The sequence below is a fragment of the Caballeronia udeis genome, assembly GCF_001544555.2.
Classification (GTDB): Bacteria; Pseudomonadota; Gammaproteobacteria; order Burkholderiales; family Burkholderiaceae; genus Caballeronia; species Caballeronia udeis.
In genome coordinates this window covers 255,745-277,297 of sequence record NZ_FCOK02000003.1, presented here as the reverse complement: position 1 = coordinate 277,297, position 21,553 = coordinate 255,745, and the positions used below count along the sequence as shown (strand labels likewise).

Sequence of the window (21,553 nt, the reverse complement as noted above, 5' to 3'; positions counted from 1 at the left end):
GGCTACACCTAAACCCTAAAAATAGCCGAAACCCAATGCTAGCGGAGGTTTCGGCTAATTGATGGGGAAAAGTACGGCTTAGGCATGGCCCGATCAACGAATACGATTTCTGGACGCCGTCAATGAGCGTTCCACATCGGGTGGCTCATCTTGTTCCCGGCATCCCCACCCGACACACCCTATATGAGCGTCAGCGCGAAGCGGATTGGCTCGTGGCCGGCGCGCGTGAAAAAACTGGCGGGCGCTCGCAGGAAGAATTGGCATTGTATGGGCGGGCAGTCCGACATTCGGCAACGACCAATTCCACTCCATGCCGTTCGCCGCGTGGTCACCGTTCTCGGAGGTGGCGAACACCGAGTGGTTTTCGTTGCAGAAGGGGGCGGCACGCAACCAGCTTTCGCAGCCCGGTTGCGCGTTGAAGCCCCACGACCTGACCGACGACATCCACGATTTCGCCGATACCGCCGCGCTGATCAAGCAACTCGATCTGGTGATCTCGGTGGATACGTCGGTTGCCCATCTGGCGGGTGCGCTTGGCAAGCCCGTGTGGGTGTTCCTGCCGGCGAGTTACGACTGGCGCTGGATGCTCGATCGCGACGACAGCCCGTGGTATTCCGGCATGCGTTTGTTCAAGCAGACCACGCTCGGCGACTGGGCTGAGCCCGTGGCGCGGGCGAAAGCGGCGCTGATGGGCAACGAACCTTAATCGCCGCTTACTTCTCCGCTGTCTGCATCGACTCGATGGGCTTATCGCGGGTAATCAGGCGCAAGCCGCTTGCAATACTGGCCACGCCCGCGAATCCGGCGCCAATCGCGAGCGCGAGCGTCGGACCGTGATGCCCGGCAATGCCAAAGCTTAGCGCGACCAGCGCTGCGCCAGTCGCCTGGCCGATCAGCCGAGCGGTTGCCACCACGCCGCTTGCGCCGCCGCTGCGTTCGCGCGGCGCGCTTGCCATCAGCGCTTTCAGATTGGGCGATTGGAAGAATCCAAACCCCGCGCCGCATATGCCCATACGAATACAGATATCGAGGACATGGGGATGCGCCGGCATCAACGCTAGCGACGCCATGCCCGCGCACATGACCGCGAGCCCGACGCCGCCGAGCAACCCTGGTTGATGTCGATCCGATAAACGCCCGGCGACCGGCGCCAGCAAGGCCACCATCACCGACCATGGCGTCATCAGGAAGCCGGTTTCCACCTGGCTGCGTCCGAGCACGCTTTCGAAATAGAACGGCAGCGAGACGAACGCCAGCCCTTGCGCGGCGAATGAGCACACGGCGGTTGCCGTCGATAACGCGAACATCGGGCGCTTGAACAGATCGACGGGAAGCATCGGCGCCGGATGACCGCGTTCCCGACGCAGCATCAGCCCGCCCGCGAGCACCGTCACCGCGAGCGCGATAAGCACGATATGGGTGGGCGCGCGCTGCGCCGCTTCGCCAAGCGCGAACACCAGCGCGGCGAACGTGATCACGTTCAGTCCGGCCGCCACGCGGTCGAAGCCGTGCTTGGCGCGCGGCGTCTGCGGCAACGCCGGCCAGCCGATGATCAGCGCCAGCAGCCCCACGGGCAGGTTCACGGCAAACAGCCAGGGCCAGGGCCCGAGCGAGAGCACGATCGATGCGATCGTCGGCCCGATTGCGAACGATATCCCCACCACGAGCGCATTCAGCCCAAGCCCGCGCCCAAGCCGGTGATGCGGATAGATTGACCCGATCAGCGCCGTGTTCACGCTCATCACTGCACTTGCACCCACACCCTGCAACAGCCGCGCCGCAGTGAGCGACGGCAGCGACCACGACAGCGCGCATGTCAGCGACGCCACGAGGAACAGGATCAGCCCGCCCAGATAGATCTTCCTGTGTCCGACGATGCCGCCCAGCGCCGCGAACGGCAGCAGCGTGGCGACCATCGCGAGCTGATAAGCGTTGATGATCCAGACGGACGCGGCAGGCGCTGCGTGGAGATCGGCGGCGATCGCCGGGAGCGCGGTATTCGCGATGGCCGTATCGAGGGTGGCGAGCGAAACGGCGAGCAGGATTGCCGCCATGGCGCGACGCTGGAGCGCGGTCATAGGGCTATCGGCGGGAAGAGTGGTCTGGTCTGACACGGTTTTTAGGATTAGGCGTGATCGGCGATAGTCCGACACGATACGGGATCGTGGCGAAGCTCGCCGGGCACCCTCGCGGGAGCTTTCAAACAGGTGTCAGTACGGCCTCGCCGGCGAAGTGCCGAGTGGCGTTGTCGACGAACATCTGCACCGAGGCCGCCACTGCTTCCGGCGAGCGCCCGCCCACGTGGGGCGTCAGCACGACGCGCTCGGAGCCTGTCAGCAACGCCGGCGGCGCGGGTTCGCCTTCGTAGACATCGAGTCCCGCGCCGGCGATCACACCACGGTCGAGGGCATCTGCCAGAGCAGCGGTATCCACAACACTGCCGCGCGACACGTTCACCACATAGCCTTTTGAGCCGAGTGCGGCGAGCACGTTGGCGTCGATCAGATGTTTGGTCGATGCGCCGCCTGGCGTGGCGACCACGAGGTAATCAGCCCATTCGGCCAGCGCGATGACTGAATCGAAGTAGGTGTAGGCCGAGTCCGGTTGCGGGCGGCGATTGTGATAACCGACCTTGATATCGAAGCCTTGCGCTCGTTTAGCCACCTTCCTGCCGATATTGCCCAGCCCGATTACGCCCAGTTTTTTGCCCGAGAAGTTCGGCTGGAACGGCAGGTCGTCGCGCCAGACGCCGGCGCGGCATGCGCGGTCGAGCACGGGGATCTGGCGGACGACGCCAAGCAGCAGCGCGAAGGCGTGATCGGCGACGCAGTCGTCGTTGGTACCCGCGCCATTCACCACGGTGATGCCGCGCGCTTGCGCCGCATCGCGCGCGATGTTTTCGTAGCCCGCGCCTAACGCGCCGATCAGCTCGAGGTTCGGCAGTTTCGCGACGGACGCTGCATTGATGCCGATAGTGCCGTTTGTCAGAACCGCGCGGATTTCTTCGGCATGGCTGGTCAGGGCTTGATCGAGCGCGGGTTGATCGAGGGCTGTAATGACGTTGAAGGCACTGGTGATGGTGGTCTGGCTTTCAGGACGAAGCGGGACCACGACGAGGACGGTGGGGAGCATGGGCACAGGGTTGAAGGAGTGAAGGGCCAAGTTTCGCATTTTTTTGAGATGGCGTTGGGACGTCCCGGCTCTCTTCAAACGTCTCGGCACGTTGCCGCGCTCGCTAATATTGCGTTGCTACGGATCGTTCCATGTGTGGCTGACGCCGCGATCCCGTCACAGAAACTGATCGACTGCCTTCGCATTCGCCCAGATTCTCCCAGCTCGGCGCAGTACTTCCTTGCATGTCGTTTGACGAGTTGTGTGAGGCAGAGGAAATATCTTTTCCGGGCCGGGCGCATTAAGTTGATTCGTACGGGGATCCTTTGGACGATCCGCTATAGGAGCGCAGACGGCTCCGTTGATTTGATAAAATCATATACATTATTTCGGATACCTTAGTTATGAAGAGCAAGCTGATGCTGTGCTGAATGCTCGTCTGAAGTTTCATGTGTGCGCCGTGAAGAGATGGAGCAGCATTGATCGGAGCGGGGACAGCCGTCTTGCATACGGCGACGTGTCCGCCCACGTCTACTCCAAACGGTGGTCTCGCTCGCGGCAAACCGAGCCGTCAAGCTATCACCTCCCACGCCAGCAGCAGCCGCCACCAAACCCGATCCCCACACCAACCGTCGGCGCCGCGTAATACGCGGGCGCATAGGCATATCCATATCCCGGCGCGGGGGCATATCCATAAGGCGGCGCGACGATACACCCCGAAAGGCCAACCGCTAGTCCCACGACAAGTAAGAGCCTGACCATGATTTTTCTCCCTGTTACGGGTTAGAGGGATGGGACCGGGCCATTGTTCAGCGGGAATTGTGTCGCGTGTCGCGAGTTGGTATCGGGAAATTACACGCTGTCCGAACCAGGAATCTGCCCCCAATCGTAGATTAGGGTTTCCACCTAAAACGACAATAATCTCTTGCTTGCATCGCGCTTAATTTTCAGAGACGGCTTACCTACACTGGAAACACTGAACGCGAACAAGGTTGTTCGCGGCAAAACAAGATTCGGAGGTAAGTATCATGAAATCGCTCATTCAAGCCGTTGTAGTTGCCGCAGTGCTCGCCGTCCCGGCCGTGTCGTTTGCTCAGTCAAGTCAACAACCGCTGACCCGTGCTGAAGTGAAGGCGCAATTGATTCAGATTGAAAAGGCCGGTTACAACCCGGCGACTGCGAACGATTACGACTACCCAGCCAACATTCAAGCCGCAGAAGCCCGTGTCGCAGCCCAAAACGGCGGCACCAGCAGCTACGGTGGCGTGGCTAACGGTTCATCGGATTCCGGCAACGCTGTCCAATCGTCATTCGGCGACAGCGTGCACTCGGTGTACATGGGCCATTAATCAGATAAGCATCACGCGGTACGAAAGACGCCGGCGACGAACACGAACGTGAGTCGTCCGGCAGCGTAACCCGAGCGTGCAGAATGCTTGCCCGCCTGAATAAAAACTGAATTCGCACCTCCTCCAACGGGTTAATCCCGGTGGACTTGCCCAGCGCCCCTGTCTGGGCTTTTTTGCATCTTTCGATGACGCGTAAAAAGCAAGTTCCAGACGTCCAGTAAAGATCGTTCTTACATACTGAAAGGTTCGCATTTCAAATTGCGTGACCTAAAATGTAAGCAGTCTGTGACGCATTAAGGAGGCGGCTATGACTGAGTCGATGATCGGTTTTGTAGTGGGCCTTGCGGTCCTGATAGCGATTGCGGCTGTATTGGGCCGCCGGTATCGACGCGAACACCCGGAAGACGGCAGCGGATGGGTGCGTATGCGTGAATGGCTCGATGCCCACCACATGAGCTGGATGCACCATAAGCATTAATGCGTCGCTAAAAAACAAAAAGGCCACTCGCAACGCGCAGTGGGCAAAGATGAAGAGAGTAGCGAACCGTCATGGCGCGGATGCGGAAGCGCCCAGTGGAGCGGTGCGGGGCGCACCGTCTTCAGTTGCTGCAGGCGGCTTCACCGCTCGCGGAGGCCTCCGTCCGTCGACCTCTGCTTTTCCATATGCAATTGCAAACCGGCAGGCGTCGTCCGCTTCCGCGAAATGTCCCAGCACGCCGGACGCCCAGCGCGCACCGTTCGGTTTCGTGACAATGACCATTGACGCAAAACTGCCGCACTCGCCGGCTGCGAGGGGCATCAAAACATGATCGTTATAGTCGAGTGGAATGGCGTGCATTCGCTCTCCCCGTTAAACGAGTTTTCGATGGATGATTCTCCCGTGTCGGGGTAAACGTGGTTGTTAGTAATTGAAAAAAACGGAAACAACGCGTGCAAAAAGACCCGAATGCGCTGGGCAAGGCTGTGAACGCAGGTTCTGGTCATGTCGGGTCTTTGCAAGCCCCGAAACACGATACTCACGGAGAACACTTCTGCTTGAGCAATCCTCCATTACCAACCATAAAGTCGGTAATGCTTTCGTGAAGCTTTTGGAAAATATTCTTATCGTGAAAGAACAAGGATTGCGTAAAGTTATCGCGCTGTTTTGACAGGTGCGCGTAGCCAGTCGTGATTGCTCAGAACGAAATTTTGAGAATTTGCGCTCCCGGTCCTTGGGTACCCGCATACAGGTTGTTGTTTTTGTCGATCGCGAGGGAGGTGACGAAGCCCGAAGGCGCAGCGAACGGATACGCGGTGACTGTGCCACCGACCGACATGCGATAGATCGTTTGTATGTCAACGGTAAAGATATCGCCTGCAGCATCGACGGTAAATCCCGCGCCCGTCATTGGTGTGGGCGGCGTGATTGTCGTCACGGTTCCATCAGGCGCTATCTTGCGGAATACGCTGGGGCTTCTCACATAAAGGTTGTCGTTGGCATCGATCCCCAGATTGTTGGAGGTCATCGTCAGCGTCGCGGCAGTCCCGGCTCCGTCCGCGTTTCCAGCCGTGCCATTGCCTGCAAAAACAGTCCAGCCGGTCGGTGGGGTGAACTTGACGATCCGGTTATTGACTACATCGGCTAAAAACAGGTTTCCCTTGCTGTCGAACACAAGTCCGCCAGACGCAACGTTGGGGGAAGGGGAACTCTCCCAGTTCGGATACGGACTTGCCAAGGCTCCTGAAGCCGTCATTTCGGAGATCGACGCACCAAACAATGCTGGCGAAACGGAGGCGAGCGTCAAGCTGGGGGCCGAGCCGTAGATGTCGTTAGCTGAATCAATCGCAACGCCGTCCCATGCGTAGGGCTGAGCCAAAGCGGACAAGGTTGTCACTACCCCTTGCGGCGTGACTTTCCGGAGTGCGCCTTCGTCCGAGAAGATCACGTTGCCATTGTTGTCGACGGCAAGAAATCCACCGCCATGAAGTATTGCGGCAGCGCCCGTTCCGTCCTGGATAGCAGGTGTCGACGGAGAGCCGGCGAAGGTCGTCGCCGATCCCGCCAGAGCCGTGATCGTGACCGGCGCGGCAGAGACGGTCGCGCTCGATGTTTGTCCGGTCGTGACCACGTTGTTCGCGGCGCCGGTTGCGCTCGCTGGCACGGTCACCGTTGCGCCAGCTTGTGTGGAGACTGTGTTCGATGATCCATTCAGGGTGATGACGCTGCCATTCGGCGACGTAATGATCGCGCCGGAAGGCACCATCACCGACTCGTTCGCGGTCATGGTCACAGAGGCGCCTGCTGCCACGGTGGCCGGTGCCGCCGAGCCGGGGCTCGCCGCCGTCGTCGAATTGCCGCCGCCGCCGCAGGCGACCAGCATCGTACTGACGCACGACACGAGAATGGCGCGCAAGAAAATCGTCATGGATCTTCGTTCCCTAATAAATGGGAAAGAAGAATACATCGGCGCTTCTTAATGAGACGGCTGTCATCGACGACCGAGTGTTACAAAAAATTACCGATATCAACCCGTGCCCACTCTCAATGGACATCCTTGAATCGGAATATGCAGATGCCTACATACGAAGCTTAACTTTGTAGTTTGCCTTCATATCTGCTAACGTACCGACATGAAGACGAACGACAAAATGGAACCCATCGATCCGGAAGGCGCGCATGCGCATGCTGTCGCGGGGGAGTTGCGCGTGGTGCTGGGCAAACTGAAGCGGCGGCTGCGTGAAGAGGCGAGTCTGGGAGAGTTCACGTTGTCGCAGATGTCAGCCCTTAGCCGGCTGGAGCGCGAGGGTCCCGCGACCGTTACCACACTCGCGCGGGCTGAAGGTGTGCGACCGCAATCCATGGGCGCCACCGTGTCGGCTCTCGAGGCGGCCGGGTTTGTGATCGGCACGCCGGACCCAGCCGATGGACGTCAGACCATTTTGTCGCTCACTGACACCTGCCGCGAATGGATCAAGGCGAGCCGTGCAGCCCGGGAAGACTGGTTGTTCCGTGCCATTCGAACCAAGCTCACGCCCGCGGAGCAGCAGGAACTTGTGACCACCGTGGTGCTGCTCAACCGGCTCGTCGATTCCTGATTGATCCAAGCCGCGTGGCAGAAGCAGTGCCATCGGCTCAGCTATTCCCGTTGCCGTGCCTTATTCCGGGCCGCGCCGCAGTCCACCTCGCATGAAGGAAAACACCATGGCAATCACCACGCTCGACCCGAAAACGGCCCTTGTCGTCATCGATTTGCAAAAGGGCATTGTTGCGCTTCCCACCGCGCACCCCGTCAATGAAGTCGTCAAGCACGCCAGCGAGTTGCTTGACGCGTTTCGCAGCCACGGCTTGCCGGTCGTGCTCGTCAACGTCGTCGGCGGCGCGCCGGGACGCGCGGAGCAGGCCCGTAGTCTCTCTGGGCTTCCCGCCGACTGGGCCGACCTTGTCCCCGAACTGAAGCAGCAGTCGGACGATCACATCGTCACGAAGCGCACGTGGGGCGCGTTCACGAACACCGACCTCGATGAACATCTGAAGAAGCTGAGTGTTACGCAAGTCGTTATCGCCGGCGTGGCGACCAGCATTGGGGTGGAGTCGACGGCCCGCTACGCCCACGAGCACGGCTTCAATGTGACGCTGGCTACCGACGCGATGACCGACATGAACGCCGATGCCCACACCAACAGCATCACGCGGATCTTCCCAAGGCTGGGCGAGACGGGCACGAGCCGCGAGATCATCGATCTGCTTGGCAGCACCCGCGCGTGAGCTCGTTCAGCGCGGAGATCGTAGCCTCGGGAGCTGTCCGATGAAAGGCACCTTCCGCTCGCTGAACAGCTTCAACTACCGGGTCTGGGACGGCGGCGCGATCGTGTCCAATATTGGAACGTGGATGCAGCGCACCGCCCAGGATTGGCTCGTGCTCACGCAACTGACCCACCACAATGCGACTGCGGTGGGCATTGTCATGGCGCTCCAGTTCGGCCCGCACCTTCTCCTGCTTCCCTTCACCGGTCTCGCGGCCGATCATCTCGATCGCCGCAAACTTTTGATCGGCACGCAGGCGGCGTTGGGAACGCTCGCGCTTGGGCTGGGTGTTCTCACTGTCGCCGGATGGGTCCAGTTGTGGCACGTGTACGTGTTTGCGTTCTTGCTCGGCAGCGTGAGTGCCTTCGATGCCCCCGCGCGTCAAACCTTCGTCTCCGAATTGGTGGGGGAAACTGATCTGTCGAACGCGGTCGCGTTGAACTCCACATCGTTCAATGCCGCGCGGATGATCGGGCCGGCCATTGCAGGCGTGCTGATTGCATCGGTGGGGACCGGGTGGGTGTTCCTGATCAACGCGGCGTCGTTTGTCGCGGTGCTCTGCTCGCTGGGGTTCCTTCGCGTGCGTGAGTTTCATCAGAGCAAGCGGGCTGTCCGGGCGCGCGGGAGTCTTGCTGAAGGGTTTCGATATGTCTGGAAGCGGCCGGATCTGAAAGCGGTGCTGCTCATGCTGTTTCTGATCGGAACGTTTGGACTCAACTTCCCGATTTTCATCTCCACGATGTCCGTCACCGTCTTTCACGCCGGAGCGAGTCAATACGGACTCCTGTCGTCGATCATGGCGATAGGTACGGTCGCGGGTGCGCTGCTCGCCGCGAGGCGGGCGAAACCGCATATTGGTGTGTTGTTCGCGAGCACTGCGATCTTCGGCGTTGGCTGTGCTTTGGCAGCAATCGCGCCGGGTTATGGGTTCTTTGGTCTTGCGCTCGTGGTTATCGGCGTGTCCGCGCAAACCATCACCACGACGACGAACAGCACCATGCAGCTATCGACCGAACCCGCCATGCGCGGTCGCGTGATGGCGATCTTTCTCGCGATCGCGCTGGGCGGCACGCCTTTGGGTGCACCGGTGGTGGGCTGGGTCGCCGACAGGTTTGGCCCGCGCTGGGCGCTTGGCGTTGCCGCGGCGGCGGGGTTTGCAGCGGCTATCGTCGGGATTCGGTATTTGGCGAAGTACCGCCAGTTGCGAGTGTTCATCGACGCGGGGAGGCTGCGGTTTAGTATCGATGACGGTGATGCGGTGGTTTGAAGGGCGAATATCTCTGGCGATAACCGAAAGTCACAAAGCAAATCTATGGTCACGCCCATTTTTGCAACGCTGATTTTTGATGATGTAGTGGGGTGGCTTGCGTAAATCTATCCGAAGGGCTGCGGCGGCGCATCTGCTCTCGTTGGCTGCATGGCAAGACTTCTCACGGCCGTGATCGAAACCCCGCTTGGCTATCAAGCATCATGAACTGACGGCTGAGCTTGCCTCGTCAGCACGGTAACGACGGTCGCACGTGACTGGGCGGCGGCACATTGGATGCCTAACGGGGATGGATGTCGCTTACCCTCCATCAGACCAAACACCAGATGCTCGATGACTTCCTTCGTCAGCAGCTCAAAAATCCGACTGCTCGAATGAAATTTGCGTAAGTTCGAGATGTGTATAATTTTAAGAGACTATACACATTGCGAGGTATACCATGCGCACCAACATCGAAATCGACGACAGGCTGATGGCCGAAGCGCTTGCCGCCACAGGCATCAAGACCAAGCGGGAGGCTGTCGAACTCGGCCTGAAGACGATCATCCGGCTCAAGCAGCAGGAACAGATCCGTCAGTTCCGCGGGAAGCTTCACTGGGAAGGTGATCTTGATGCAATGAGAACGGATCGATGACGCTCGTCGATTCGAGCGTCTGGATCGATTATTTTCGGGGCGTGATCTCGCCGGAAACCGACAAACTCGACGCCTTGTTGGGCGCGGAAGCGCTGCTCACGGGTGACCTGATCGTGGCGGAGGTGTTGCAGGGCTTCTCGGCCGAGTCCGAATTCAACACGGCCAGACAACTGATGACGACGCGCCTGAGCGTTGTGTCGCTCGTCGGCCCTGATAACGCTGTTCAGGCTGCGCGAAATTACCGCGCCTTGAGAGCACAAGGCGTGACGATCCGGAAAACCATTGATACGCTGATCGCAACTTACTGCATCGAGAATGGCGTGTCGCTGCTGTTTAGCGACAGGGACTTCAATCCTTTTGTCGATTACCTAGGCCTTAGATCAGCGATAGTGGACAACTGATCAGGCCGAGGATTGCGTCCGCAACCCACGACTGTATTTCGCCTCCGGGATTTTTGGGGCGGCCGCATCGTCCGTTTCCTGTGTCAGGTCGCGATTGAGACGCACATCAGCGGCTGGCCCTCGCCGGCTGCCTTCTCGCTGGGCGGCTCAAGTCGCACGAGGAAATCGAAATCGCGTTCCACGAGCCTTGCGAACTGTTCCTGCACGGCACCGAGCTTCAGAAGACACTGTACGTGCCAGTTGATCCCGACAACGAGCCAATCCGTCAGGCCGTTCCATTCGGCCAACAGGATGGCGCCAGCGGTACAGTTCTCCTCGGCGAACTTTTCGATGCGCCGCCCGATGAGCCGGGCATCATCCCGGAGCATCGTGCCTGAGATGTGCAGCGACACCGTATGTGCGGTTTCGTCGTGCGCAAGGTACACGCTGGCGAAGCCGCTCAGGTGCCGCCGGACCCGCTCGATCTGTTCAGCTTCCAGGTCGTCATTGACGGGCAGCGAGCCCGAGAGGACGTACGTTCCTTTTTCCATGGCGGCCATCCTTGTATGCTTGCGATGATGCCTATTATCGACCAGTGGGTTCTGTTGCTGGTGCAACGTCCGTGGTGCCTAGTTGGGCGAGGATGAAGGCCTGACGAGCCAGCAGTGCGTCCAGCTGGGCGTGCAGATCCGTGAGTTCGTCGAGCAGTTCGACGTGTGACGCCAGCCCGAGGGTGAGGAATGACGGCTCGCCATAGCGTAGCCGGCTGAAGATCGCGCCCGCCGCGGCCCAATCGCGTGAGAACTGTTCGAGCGTATCTTCGACCGACTGCTGTTCGTCTTCCGAGAGCGCACCGCGCACGCGTATTACGAGCGAATGGGTTACGTCGTCAGTTGCAAAATAGACGTCAGCCGGGTTTTCGAGGCTTTCGGCGAGTGCCGTGCGTGGGCGTGCTTGAAACTTGAGCGCAGCGGCAGGGCACCACGGATTTCGTAGTTGGCGGACATGACATTTCCTTTTCCGGAAGGCAGCAGACCCTTTGTTCAGGCATAAACGGGCGCGTATCGTGACCGACGGAATGCCATCGGTAGGTCGTCAAGCAGGTATGCCACTTATCAACGGGCCGCTGGGGCGTAACAGACGCATCGATTCTGGCGTGATGTCGTTGTTGCGAAATCATTTATATCCTACTTTAATCAACAAAAGCGTTCATGTCAAATAAAAGTCCACGAATGAATAACTTCACGCTGCGGTTGAGGCAGGAGCGGCGGCGTCTTGGCATGAATCAAACAGATTTCGGCAATGCAGGTGGGGTTCTAAAGCAAGCGCAGTCCAATTACGAGAAGGGCTTGAGATATCCGGATGCCAGCTATCTGGCCGGGATTGCGGAGGTCGGCGTCGATGTCATGTATCTGCTGACTGGGCGCACTTCCGATCCAGCAACCCTTGCGCTTGATTGCGATGAGGAGAGGCTTCTCGCCGGATATCGTGAACTGAAGCCTCGCGAAAAGAGGGGAGTGCTGGGGCTAGTGAGCGCAATCATCGATACATCTCCCGAGGGTGGGGCGGATGTCGGGAATACTGCGGCATCTGAATAACTGCGTGCGCTCTGGGCAAAGAAGGCTGCGGAAGCGGCCAAATCACCCAGCACTGAGGCGCAGAACGGGACAGTCGCATGCGAGTCGAAGTGAATGGCGTGACTGTCGCCGCTCAGGACAGTGGCCACCGCAGGTATGGCGCATTTCCCTGACTAGGGAGATCCACGTGCGATAGCTAGTGGGCACACGGAGAGCCGCCGACGCGGCGACCGTGATTGGCGGACTCCCGCAGCGTCGCCCGCAACTCGACGTCGAACGCACGTAGCACGCGCATCACGTCACGACGGTCCGCCTTCAAGCGTTCTTGAGGGCGCCACAACAGGTCGGCGGCGAGATCCTGGCAAGCCTTGGGCACAGATTTATGCATCAAATGATGCTATAATAAAAGCCTTACTGCGGAGGCGTTTATGCGTACCACCATTGCCTTGGACGACGAACTGATCGCCAAGGCTCAAGCGTATACGGGTTTGGACGAAAAAACGGCGCTGGTTCGTGAGGCTCTCAAAGCCCTTATCCAGCGCGAGGCCGCGCGCCGACTGGCGAGCCTTGGCGGCAGCCAACCGGGAATTCAGGGGGCGCCGCGTCGTCGGCAGGATATCGAATGATTCTGGTCGACACATCAGTATGGATCGACCACATCAACGCGTCTGATTCAATGCTGGTGAACTTGCTGGCAGAAGAACGCGTGCTCGCCCACCCCTACGTCATTGGGGAAATCTCTCTCGGCAGCTTGCGCAATCGCGAAGTCGTCCTTGGCGCGCTACGTGACCTTCCGAGCGCCCCTATCGCCACGCCCGAAGAGATTTTTTATCTCATCGAGGGCGAGCAACTATTCAATCGCGGAATTGGATACGTCGATACGGCGCTACTGGCATCCACGCGGTTGCAGCCCGGCGTAACCATCTGGACGCGCGACAAGCGACTGAAGAAGATCGCCGACGAACTCGGATTGGGTGCAACGTTGGGACACTAGCCGCGGGTTTCAAGACTAGAATGATCATCGCACTTCTTGCTGGCCTCGCGCAGTCGTGCTGCCAGCGTTGAACTTGGGGCGTCGTCAACGAAAGCCGCTTCGCAGTGCGCCACGTTTACCACGCGTGACACTCGCGTTACATCCCGATGTTCCGCCACTCCATGCCGGACGGCGGATCTGCATGGGCATCGGCCAGGACACCCCCTGCTACTTCCGTGTCGCCCTCAAGGAGCCGCAGTCTCCAAGCGCCGCCCAAATTAGAAGGGCGCGGTGTTGGTGGCTCGATCGAACCCGTACATAACGCCGTCACGATTGCCGAAATCTCTGTCGAGAAAGGGGCGACATCGCTGTTGATGCCTGTGGCATGTCGACGCCAGCTGGTCGATTTATCCGATGATATGGCAACCAAGATTGACATCCAGTTTTACTCCGATGCCAGAGACGCGCTCTTGAAGGCCATGGCTGAGTGACCCAAAATGAACGATAGCCCGATGACGACCCGGTGGTGTCACGGCAAAATAGCTTTGCTTTTAAATTGGAAGTGTTTGATTTATATAGGTTTTTTGTCGAGACGGGTGTAGATATCGCTTTTGCTATAAAAAGAGATTCGAACCCGTCTCGCCGATCGCCTCTTACGCCCAAAAGGGCGCGTATCGCGCGTAGCGGCGCGAGGTTGATTCTGAGTCATCCAGCTTGATCTTTCCAGCCTCCAGCGTTTGATTGATGATCACGGAAACAGCCTCAACCTTCGTAGCGGGCAGATGGAAACGTTCCCGAAGGCTTTGGTTCGACATGCGTCGGTTGCTTACATACTGAAGTACGCAATGTTGATAGCAAGCCCGGATCCGGTCCGCTTTGCTCATGTCTTTAAAATCCTGATGCGCAAACATCACAGCCGTTGTTCGGACGTCGCCAACCCGGAAATCTGGAGCCGGCAGTTGGAACATTTCGGATGCGGAAACGACCTTGTCGATGCCACTGCCTTTTTCTTCGCAAATCCCCATGCGGCGCATCAGATCAGCAAGTCTTTCATTTCGAGACCGGTATTCGTCAATAAATCGTTCGAGAGGGATCGGTGGGATGCCGGGGTTAGATATCTCGACACGATCAGAATACATCTCAATCATTACCGACATGCCGGTAAGCGAGAAGTCCTGATGTACAAGCGCGTTAGCGACCAACTCTCGAAGTGCCTGCTTCGGGAACATACGCACTTCTTCACGAATGGTTTGCTCTATTACCCTATTCCTCGGCGCATGCCCATGGAGAATTGAAAGTGCAGCTTCAAACCCGATTGCATAGCCCTTCTTGCCGATTTGCTCCAGCTTAGTCTCGACCTTGTTCGTGCCTTCATAAACGACCAGCCGCAAACCCTTCCGAGATACTGACAATGGGAAGCTATCCAGATGCTTACCAAGCAAGATAGCGCCAAGATTCGATATCGACCAAGTTTGTCCCTCTCGAAAGATGAGAGCCTCGCTTTCCAACCGGGAGATTACGCCATCGCGGCTTGTAGGATATGGTAGTTTCACCAAGTCAAAATATGCTTGCGTGTCCAAAAGCGCGACCACCTCGTCCGCACTGCAACCAACGACTGCGAACTCTGCCAGCCAGTCTGGCTTCCCCTCTGCAAAAATGTCTCGCAAACGGTCTTCCGACATTGGCACGAGTTCGTCGGTCGAACGCATCCAGTAAGCACCATCCAAGCTATAAGCGGTACCAATAGGCCGGGAAGGGATATGGAAAATGACAACCCGCCCGTCCGCGTGTGCAAAAGTTTCGACATCGACTCGGAAACGCAGTGCTGTGAGCAGCCGACTCGCGATGTCGGCCGTGTTTGTGAACGCGGCGGTTCCGACTACCCTACGCGGAATCTTGTCGCTGACACCCAGGATTAAGACCCCACCGCCCTCGTTCGCCAGAGCGACGCAATATCGTTTCAGCTTGGTGGTATCAAATTGTTCTTTGGCTTCTTTGAACTCTAAGTGCTCGTCTTCAGTATTGGCTGAGGTCCACTGAGAGAACTGTTCCGGCGTTGTCATCTTTACCTTTCGCTGCCTAAGATAGTGCGAACAACATTTTCGTGTACACGTAAGCTTGAATCTTACCCGAGCGAGTTTCTCAGCAAGCGATAAGCCGCCGTGAACCACGCCAAGCATCTTTTTTTTGGGAGGAGGGTACACGCCAAGGTACACAAAAGACGGAAAAGCTTGGCCGAGTCGTGCTGTTCCGAGTCGTGTTGTTTAAAGGCATAAAGACTTCACAAGGTTCGGTATCGGGCACGTGCTCCAGTCGGTCGGTGGCCAGGGAGCACGACGCGAAACGCGCGAGCCGGTTGAGACTTACCTAGCCGGGGTGATTCGCTCAGCGTGCTCAACGACTCCAGTCGTGTGCCGCACGAAGAACGTCGTGAATCAGCAGCGCGGCAATCGCACCGTTGGTTGCCGGATTGAGATGTGTATCACCCCGATTTCATGTGGTCGCGATTCGGCACCGCCCACGCCGCACACGTGCAAACTTGCCGGAGCGGCAAACTTAGCGCGCCACAGCGCCCGTTCGCCGCGGGGCGTTACGGCCCCCCCGTTAGCCGAGCCGTTCGCGTTGACAGCTGTAGCGCGTTTGCGCCCCCCGGTTTGGCCGACGAACGCAGGGGCTCGGCGTCACGATCGCTGCCTTCCCGCTGTTGGCCTTCCCCGAATCGGGTTACATGACGGTTACATGGCTCAGAAAAACAAAAAGCCCAGTCGCAATGACTGGGCTAAGTGCTTGATATCTTTGGTGGGGCGTGACAGATTCGAACTGTCGACCTACGGATTAAGAGTCCGCTGCTCTACCAGCTGAGCTAACGCCCCGAAAAACTGAATCCGAATTATAGCGACGTTTTCCGCGATTACGCAACTGTCTGCAACGCAAAACCTGAAAATACCGTCTCGCTGATGCCCGAGAGCCGCGCGGCACATGGCGTGGACGTTCATCGTCCGTCTCAAAAAAGCCTCGCTTCGGGCAATTGTCACGAGCCGTTATCATGACGGACGCGTGAAACACGCGCTCGTTGCGGCACCGGCAATCGCACGAAGGCAGCCACAAAAACACCCGCGAGACCAACATTACGAAACCGACTCCATGGACGAATCCGCCATCCGCACTCTGCTCGACACCACCTTCGCGCCGTGGATCCGCGACCTGGGCCTCGCGCCGGAAAGCGCCACCGATACCAGCGTCACCCTGCGCCTGCCCCACGCGGACAAGCTCCGCCACGCGGGCGGCGTGATCTGCGGCCAGGTTTTCATGGCCGCTGCCGATACCGCCATGATCATCGCCATCGCGCATGCGCTGGGCGGTTTCCAGCCGATGACCACCGTCTCGCTCACCACAAGCTTCCTGCGTCCGATAAAAACCGGCGATGTCCTGGTAACCGCGTCAATCCTGCGCCGTGGCCGCAACCTGATCTTCGGCGAAATCGAACTCCACGATGAAACCGGCGCGCTCGCCGCGCACGCGACCACCACGGTCATGCTCCTCACATAATTCAATCAAAACATGTTCGATCAAGTCGTATTCGCCGGCGGCGGCAACCGCTGCTGGTGGCAAGCCGGTTTCTGGGACGTCGTCCAGCCGGAACTCAAGCTGCGCCCGCGTGTGATCACCAGCATCTCGGCCGGCGCGGCCACGGCGTGCATGCTGTACATGAACCATTCCGAATGGGTGATGGACTACTACGCGCACGTGCTGCGCGACAATTCGAAAAACGCGTATTGGGGCAATTTGCTGCGCAGCGAATCGGTGTTTCCGCACTATCGGATCTATCGCCAGGCTTTACTCGATATCTACGGCGCCGAATTTCCATCGCTGCAGGACGCGCCGGAAATTCGTATCGGCTTATCGCATTTGCCGCGTTGGCTCGGTGCCCGCAGCGGGGTGGCGGCGGGGCTGATCGCCTATAACATCGAAAAGTACGTGCGCAAGAAGCTGCATCCCACGCTCGGTCAGTCCCTCGGTTTCCATCCGGAATTCGTGAAAGCGCAATCGTGCGCGACGGTCGAAGACCTCGCCGACCTGATCCTGCAGTCGTCTTGTACGCCGCCGTTCACGCCGGTCATGCGTCGGCACGGCCGGCCCGTGCTCGACGGCGGCATGGTCGACAATGTGCCGGTCGGCGCGCTGGATGCATCGCCGGGACTGGTTCTCGTGATGGTGACGCGCGTGTATCCGCGACCGCAGATGTTTGTCGTGGAGCACGGTGCGAACCGCGACCAGCGCCGCGTTTATGTACAGCCGTCGCGCAAGGTGCCGATTTCGGCGTGGGATTACACGAGTCCGTCGCTGATGCGGCCCGCGTACGACCTGGGCCGTGCCGACGGCGAGCAATTCCTGACACGCTTGCCCGATCTGCTGGGCGCAGCCGCGCATCTCTAAGAAGGAGTATCGAACCCATGGCCAAACACCACAAATACACGCTGCAAGTTGTCTGGACGGGCGACCAAGGCTCCGGCACCTCGCGCTACGACGCGTACTCCCGCGACCACCTGGTTCGTGCGGCGAACAAGCCGGCCATCGAGGCATCGAGCGATCCGGCGTTTCGCGGCGACGCCACGCGCCACAACCCGGAAGAGCTGTTCGTCGCGTCGCTTTCGTCGTGTCACATGCTCTGGTACCTGCACCTTTGCGCCGTGAACGGCATCGTGGTGACGGGTTACGTGGATGACCCCGTTGGCACGATGGAGGAAACGGCGCAAGGAAGCGGTCGCTTCACCGACGTCCTCCTGCGCCCGCAAGTGACTATTGGCGCAGGTGGCGACGTGAAGCTGGCGGACCGTTTGCACGAGGAAGCGCATAAGTTCTGCTTTATCGCGAACTCGGTCAATTTCCCCGTCCGATGCGAACCGTCCACGGACATTTCCACGCTTTAACTATCGCCGGCGTCCGCCCACGAGCGCTTCCGGATTCGCGACGCTCGAGGTGTCGCCGGCATCGAAGGCGAGGACGTTCTTGAACGCCGCCGTGAAATAGAGCTCGTAGCTTTCGCGCTCCACGTACCCGATATGCGGCGTGCAAATGACGTTTTCCATGCGCAGCAGGCTATAACCCTGCAGGATCGGCTCGCTTTCGAACACGTCGATGGCAACCATCCCCGGCCGGTTGTGATGCAGCGCGTTGAGCAGCGCATTTTCTTCGAGCAGTTCGGCGCGGCTGGTATTCACAAACAGCGCGGTGGGCTTCATGCGCATCAAGTCGGCGGCCGTGACAATGCCGCGCGTTTCGTCGTTCAGCCGCAGATGCAACGAGAGCACATCGCTCTGTTCGAACAATGCTTCGCGGCTCGCGGCCACATCCACGCCGTCCGCACGCGCGGCGGCCTGCGAATGCTCCCGGCCCCAGACCATCACTTTCATGCCAAATGCCTTGCCGTAACCGGCAAGCAACTGGCCAATTTTTCCGTATCCCCAAATCCCCAGCGTCTGGCCCCGAAGCACCTGGCCCAGGCCGAAATTCGGCGGCAATGCGGAAGTCTTGAGGCCGGACTGCTGCCACGCCCCCTGCTTCAGGTTCGCCACGTACTGCGGTATCCGGCGCTGTGCGGCCATGATCAGCGCCCAGGTCAGCTCGGCCGGCGCAATCGGCGAACCGGTGCCTTCGAGCACTGCGATTCCGCGCTCGGTACACGCATCGAGTTCAATGTGGCCGCCCGCTTTGCCGGTCTGGCTGATCATGCGCAGCCGCGGCAGTTTGTCGAGCAGTTGCGAGCTGATCCGGGTGCGCTCGCGGATCAGCACAAGCGCTTCTACTTCCGAAAGTCTGCTAGCCAACTGTCCGAGTCCGCGCACCGTGTTATTGAATACTTTCACCTCATGATCGGCGAGCAGACTGAAACAATCTAGCTTGCGAACGGCGTCTTGGTAGTCGTCCAGGATGGCAATTTTGATTGGCATGGATTGGCTTTTGATAGGCATCAAACGTGCTGCAGAAATTCGAGGATGGACAGGAATCGACGCGGTAAGTTCGGGTAATTACGGATTTATCGGGTAATTACGTAGAAATTCGCCGGAATACGGGCATCGCGTCGCGTTAAGCTGCTGGTGTAGCACGGCGAATTTACCGGTCGCCGAATGGGTATCTGAAAGAATTCGAATGCGGAATAGGGCAGTTTAGCCATTCACGCGTCACTAGCGCCGGAAAACCGGCAACGATGGAGACAATTCTTATCCCTTTTTAACAGTATGTTCCGTGCCGACGCAAGCCGCGATTCAGACGGCAGTCGCCACCAGACTAGTCAACTCCCCGACGCATGCCTTGTTTTTGTGTCGCCGTCTGCCACGTGAGTTCCGCCGTGCAGGCAAAACCGGCGACCTGAAATGCGCCTCTCGCGAGCAGCGCCGGCGGGTTGCAAACCGTTTTCTCATCTAAGAACGGAGTGTGCTCGATGAACCAGCCCGCAGTAGTAGATCAAAACGTAGTCGCCGACCGCGACGCACCGTCGTATGTGAAGAACCAAAAACTCATCGACTGGGTGCAGCGGGTCGCCGCGCTGACGAAGCCGGACCGGATTGAATGGTGCGACGGGTCGGAGGAGGAATACGACCGCCTGTCCCAGCAAATGGTCGATGCCGGCACGCTCAAACGCCTCAATCCGGCCAAACGGCCTAATTCCTATCTCGCCTGCTCGGACCCGTCCGACGTCGCGCGGGTGGAAGATCGGACGTTCATTTGCTCGGCGCGCGCAAGCCAGGCCGGTCCGACGAACAACTGGATCGACCCTGCGGAAATGCGTCTTACGCTGGACGGTCTCTTCGACGGCTGCATGACCGGCCGGACGATGTTCGTTGTCCCCTTTTCGATGGGCCCGCTAGGCTCGCCGATCGCGCACATTGGCGTGGAACTGACCGACAGCCCGTACGTGGTCACCAACATGCGCATCATGACGCGCATGGGCCGCGCGGTGTATGACGTGCTGGGCGCCGACGGTCAGTTTGTTCCCTGCGTGCATTCGGTTGGCGCTCCGTTGCAGGCAGGGCAGAAGGACGTGCCGTGGCCGTGCAATGACACGAAATACATCGTCCATTTTCCGGAAAGCCGCGAGATCTGGAGTTTCGGTTCGGGTTACGGCGGCAACGCGCTCCTCGGCAAGAAATGTTTTGCGCTGCGGATTGCATCGACAATGGGACGCGACGAAGGCTGGCTCGCCGAACACATGCTGATTCTCGGTGTGACGTCGCCGGAAGGGCGCAAGTATCACGTCGCGGCCGCGTTTCCATCGGCGTGCGGCAAGACCAACTTCGCGATGCTGATCCCGCCGCAGGACATGGCGGGCTGGACGGTCTCCACCATCGGCGATGACATCGCCTGGATCAAGCCGGGCCGCGACGGCCGCTTGTACGCGATCAACCCCGAAGCGGGCTATTTCGGCGTGGCGCCGGGCACGAGCGAAAAGACCAACTTCAATGCCATGGCGACGCTCAAGGAGAACGTGATTTTCACGAACGTGGCCCTTACCGACGACGGCGATGTCTGGTGGGAAGGCATGACAGACACACCGCCGGCGCATCTGATCGACTGGCAGGGTAACGACTGGGCACCCGAGTCGGGCAAGAAGGCGGCGCATCCGAACGCGCGCTTCACGGCACCGGCCGCGCAATGCCCATCTATTGATGCCGACTGGGAAAATCCGGCGGGCGTAGCGATCGATGCATTTATTTTCGGCGGCCGTCGTTCCGACACCGTGCCGCTCGTGACCGAGGCGCGCAACTGGAATGAGGGCGTCTACATGGCCGCCACGATGGGCTCCGAAACCACCGCCGCCGCGGCCGGCCAGCAAGGCGTGGTCAGGCGCGATCCGTTCGCCATGCTGCCGTTCTGCGGCTACAACATGAGCGACTATTTCGGGCACTGGCTGAAAGTGGGCGAGCGGCTGGAGAAACTCGACGCCAGGCTGCCGAAATTCTTCTGCGTGAACTGGTTCCGCAAGGGCGACGACGGCAAGTTCGTGTGGCCCGGTTTCGGCGACAACATGCGCGTGCTGAGCTGGATGATCGGCCGTATTGAAGGCACCGCGAAGGGTGAGGAACATGCGTTCGGGTTGTCGCCGCGCTTTGAGGACATAGACTGGGGTGCACTCGACTTCACCCGGGAACAGTTCGAACGCGTGGTCTCTGTGCAGGACTCGGCATGGCGCGCTGAACTCGAATTGCACGATGAGTTGTTCACGAAACTCGCCCAGGGACTACCCGACGAGCTTTCAGAGACGAAAGCCGGGATCGAAAAAAGACTTTCAGCCTGACTTTCTGTTACAGCACGATTAGCGCGATTAGTGACGGAAGTCGACATAATCGATGAAATAAGGGCCGCATTAGCGGCTCTTATGCATTTCCCGCAGTACTGCGCCAAAATTGCTTCAGCCAGTTTTTCAGAATTATATCGGCTCTTACTTTAGAGCTACATCGTTCCGAATTTAGCAACAAT

The 21,553-nt window shown here is 59.1% G+C and carries 26 protein-coding genes and 1 tRNA gene; 15 read left to right on the top strand and 12 right to left on the bottom strand.

All coding sequences use genetic code 11. The features are described from left to right. Positions 1 to 310: 310 nt before the first annotated feature. Positions 311 to 706, top strand: coding sequence for a glycosyltransferase family 9 protein (locus tag AWB69_RS04260; protein ID WP_062082450.1), 396 nt, complete (start codon positions 311 to 313; stop codon positions 704 to 706). 7 nt (positions 707 to 713) lie between these two features. Here AWB69_RS04260 and AWB69_RS04255 read toward each other — a convergent pair whose 3' ends face one another. The 3 genes from AWB69_RS04255 to AWB69_RS45520 form a co-directional block, all read right to left on the bottom strand. Then, positions 714 to 2,078: an MFS transporter gene (locus tag AWB69_RS04255; protein WP_062082448.1), complete on the bottom strand. Its 1,365-nt coding sequence runs from the start codon at positions 2,076 to 2,078 to the stop codon at positions 714 to 716. Between the two features lie 121 nt (positions 2,079 to 2,199). Further along, complete coding sequence (locus tag AWB69_RS04250) at positions 2,200 to 3,132, bottom strand: 2-hydroxyacid dehydrogenase (RefSeq protein WP_062082446.1); 933 nt, start codon at positions 3,130 to 3,132, stop codon at positions 2,200 to 2,202. 558 nt (positions 3,133 to 3,690) lie between these two features. Continuing rightward, complete coding sequence (locus AWB69_RS45520; protein WP_075643859.1) at positions 3,691 to 3,873, bottom strand: hypothetical protein; 183 nt, start codon at positions 3,871 to 3,873, stop codon at positions 3,691 to 3,693. A gap of 266 nt (positions 3,874 to 4,139) precedes the next feature. Here AWB69_RS45520 and AWB69_RS04245 point away from each other — a divergent pair, with 266 nt between their 5' ends. Next, positions 4,140 to 4,460 (top strand): DUF4148 domain-containing protein, encoded by a 321-nt coding sequence (locus tag AWB69_RS04245; RefSeq protein ID WP_062082445.1) that lies wholly within the window; start codon positions 4,140 to 4,142, stop codon positions 4,458 to 4,460. Positions 4,461 to 4,767: 307 nt separating this feature from the next. Further along, on the top strand, positions 4,768 to 4,938 hold the full coding sequence (locus tag AWB69_RS48570; protein ID WP_197500160.1) for a hypothetical protein: 171 nt from the start codon (positions 4,768 to 4,770) through the stop codon (positions 4,936 to 4,938). Between the two features lie 69 nt (positions 4,939 to 5,007). On the opposite strand, the gene AWB69_RS04240 is transcribed toward AWB69_RS48570, so the two are convergent. Together AWB69_RS04240 and AWB69_RS04235 are read right to left on the bottom strand one after the other, a co-directional pair. Continuing rightward, on the bottom strand, positions 5,008 to 5,298 hold the full coding sequence (locus tag AWB69_RS04240) for a hypothetical protein (RefSeq protein WP_062082443.1): 291 nt from the start codon (positions 5,296 to 5,298) through the stop codon (positions 5,008 to 5,010). Positions 5,299 to 5,635: 337 nt separating this feature from the next. After that, on the bottom strand, positions 5,636 to 6,865 hold the full coding sequence (locus AWB69_RS04235; protein ID WP_062082441.1) for an NHL repeat-containing protein: 1,230 nt from the start codon (positions 6,863 to 6,865) through the stop codon (positions 5,636 to 5,638). A gap of 205 nt (positions 6,866 to 7,070) precedes the next feature. Between AWB69_RS04235 and AWB69_RS04230 the strand changes: the two genes are divergently transcribed. The 5 genes from AWB69_RS04230 to vapC all read left to right on the top strand — a co-directional run bounded on the left by AWB69_RS04230 (position 7,071) and on the right by vapC (position 10,546). Beyond that, complete coding sequence (locus tag AWB69_RS04230) at positions 7,071 to 7,535, top strand: MarR family winged helix-turn-helix transcriptional regulator (protein WP_062082439.1); 465 nt, start codon at positions 7,071 to 7,073, stop codon at positions 7,533 to 7,535. Between the two features lie 106 nt (positions 7,536 to 7,641). Beyond that, positions 7,642 to 8,205: an isochorismatase family protein gene (locus AWB69_RS04225; RefSeq protein ID WP_062082437.1), complete on the top strand. Its 564-nt coding sequence runs from the start codon at positions 7,642 to 7,644 to the stop codon at positions 8,203 to 8,205. Between the two features lie 40 nt (positions 8,206 to 8,245). Beyond that, positions 8,246 to 9,511 (top strand): MFS transporter, encoded by a 1,266-nt coding sequence (locus tag AWB69_RS04220; RefSeq protein ID WP_062082434.1) that lies wholly within the window; start codon positions 8,246 to 8,248, stop codon positions 9,509 to 9,511. Between the two features lie 439 nt (positions 9,512 to 9,950). Beyond that, entirely contained in the window at positions 9,951 to 10,145 is a 195-nt protein-coding gene (locus AWB69_RS04215; RefSeq protein ID WP_047895290.1) for a type II toxin-antitoxin system VapB family antitoxin, read from the top strand. Then, complete coding sequence (vapC, locus tag AWB69_RS04210; protein WP_062082432.1) at positions 10,142 to 10,546, top strand: type II toxin-antitoxin system VapC family toxin; 405 nt, start codon at positions 10,142 to 10,144, stop codon at positions 10,544 to 10,546. Before AWB69_RS04215 ends, vapC begins: the two co-directional genes overlap by 4 nt. A gap of 83 nt (positions 10,547 to 10,629) precedes the next feature. On the opposite strand, the gene AWB69_RS04205 is transcribed toward vapC, so the two are convergent. Genes AWB69_RS04205 through AWB69_RS50260 form a run of 3 tightly spaced genes read right to left on the bottom strand, consistent with a single transcriptional unit; the run spans position 10,630 to position 11,532 of the window. Continuing rightward, entirely contained in the window at positions 10,630 to 11,085 is a 456-nt protein-coding gene (locus tag AWB69_RS04205) for a hypothetical protein (protein WP_231936966.1), read from the bottom strand. Between the two features lie 25 nt (positions 11,086 to 11,110). Continuing rightward, the gene (locus AWB69_RS04200; protein ID WP_231936965.1) at positions 11,111 to 11,386 is read right to left on the bottom strand and encodes a hypothetical protein; all 276 of its coding nucleotides are present in this window, start codon (positions 11,384 to 11,386) and stop codon (positions 11,111 to 11,113) included. A 20-nt stretch (positions 11,387 to 11,406) separates the two neighbouring features. After that, on the bottom strand, positions 11,407 to 11,532 hold the full coding sequence (locus tag AWB69_RS50260; protein ID WP_269447465.1) for a hypothetical protein: 126 nt from the start codon (positions 11,530 to 11,532) through the stop codon (positions 11,407 to 11,409). Positions 11,533 to 11,757: 225 nt separating this feature from the next. Here AWB69_RS50260 and AWB69_RS04195 point away from each other — a divergent pair, with 225 nt between their 5' ends. Next, positions 11,758 to 12,123, top strand: a complete 366-nt coding sequence (locus AWB69_RS04195) for a helix-turn-helix domain-containing protein (RefSeq protein WP_062082427.1) — start codon at positions 11,758 to 11,760, stop codon at positions 12,121 to 12,123. A 175-nt stretch (positions 12,124 to 12,298) separates the two neighbouring features. Here the strand turns inward: AWB69_RS04195 and AWB69_RS04190 are convergent, their stop codons facing one another. Continuing rightward, positions 12,299 to 12,490: a hypothetical protein gene (locus AWB69_RS04190; RefSeq protein WP_062082425.1), complete on the bottom strand. Its 192-nt coding sequence runs from the start codon at positions 12,488 to 12,490 to the stop codon at positions 12,299 to 12,301. Between the two features lie 40 nt (positions 12,491 to 12,530). Here AWB69_RS04190 and AWB69_RS04185 point away from each other — a divergent pair, with 40 nt between their 5' ends. Next, a complete protein-coding gene (locus AWB69_RS04185; RefSeq protein WP_062082422.1) occupies positions 12,531 to 12,728 on the top strand; it encodes a type II toxin-antitoxin system VapB family antitoxin in 198 nt (65 codons plus the stop codon). Beyond that, complete coding sequence (locus tag AWB69_RS04180) at positions 12,725 to 13,096, top strand: type II toxin-antitoxin system VapC family toxin (protein ID WP_062082419.1); 372 nt, start codon at positions 12,725 to 12,727, stop codon at positions 13,094 to 13,096. Before AWB69_RS04185 ends, AWB69_RS04180 begins: the two co-directional genes overlap by 4 nt. Positions 13,097 to 13,728: 632 nt before the next feature. Here AWB69_RS04180 and AWB69_RS04170 read toward each other — a convergent pair. Then, complete coding sequence (locus tag AWB69_RS04170; RefSeq protein ID WP_062082414.1) at positions 13,729 to 15,138, bottom strand: ATP-binding protein; 1,410 nt, start codon at positions 15,136 to 15,138, stop codon at positions 13,729 to 13,731. A gap of 734 nt (positions 15,139 to 15,872) precedes the next feature. Beyond that, positions 15,873 to 15,948: transfer RNA gene (locus AWB69_RS04165), tRNA-Lys, on the bottom strand. Positions 15,949 to 16,219: 271 nt separating this feature from the next. On the opposite strand from AWB69_RS04165, the gene AWB69_RS04160 reads away from it, so the two are divergent. Genes AWB69_RS04160 through AWB69_RS04150 form a run of 3 tightly spaced genes read left to right on the top strand, consistent with a single transcriptional unit; the run spans position 16,220 to position 18,006 of the window. Continuing rightward, complete coding sequence (locus tag AWB69_RS04160; protein ID WP_062082515.1) at positions 16,220 to 16,624, top strand: PaaI family thioesterase; 405 nt, start codon at positions 16,220 to 16,222, stop codon at positions 16,622 to 16,624. A gap of 12 nt (positions 16,625 to 16,636) precedes the next feature. Continuing rightward, complete coding sequence (locus AWB69_RS04155; RefSeq protein ID WP_062082412.1) at positions 16,637 to 17,512, top strand: patatin-like phospholipase family protein; 876 nt, start codon at positions 16,637 to 16,639, stop codon at positions 17,510 to 17,512. A 17-nt stretch (positions 17,513 to 17,529) separates the two neighbouring features. Further along, complete coding sequence (locus AWB69_RS04150) at positions 17,530 to 18,006, top strand: OsmC family protein (protein ID WP_062082410.1); 477 nt, start codon at positions 17,530 to 17,532, stop codon at positions 18,004 to 18,006. On the opposite strand, the gene AWB69_RS04145 is transcribed toward AWB69_RS04150, so the two are convergent. Beyond that, positions 18,007 to 19,020: a D-2-hydroxyacid dehydrogenase family protein gene (locus tag AWB69_RS04145; RefSeq protein ID WP_062082513.1), complete on the bottom strand. Its 1,014-nt coding sequence runs from the start codon at positions 19,018 to 19,020 to the stop codon at positions 18,007 to 18,009. Positions 19,021 to 19,517: 497 nt separating this feature from the next. Between AWB69_RS04145 and AWB69_RS04140 the strand changes: the two genes are divergently transcribed. Then, on the top strand, positions 19,518 to 21,371 hold the full coding sequence (locus AWB69_RS04140; RefSeq protein WP_062082408.1) for a phosphoenolpyruvate carboxykinase (GTP): 1,854 nt from the start codon (positions 19,518 to 19,520) through the stop codon (positions 21,369 to 21,371). Positions 21,372 to 21,553: the final 182 nt, after the last annotated feature.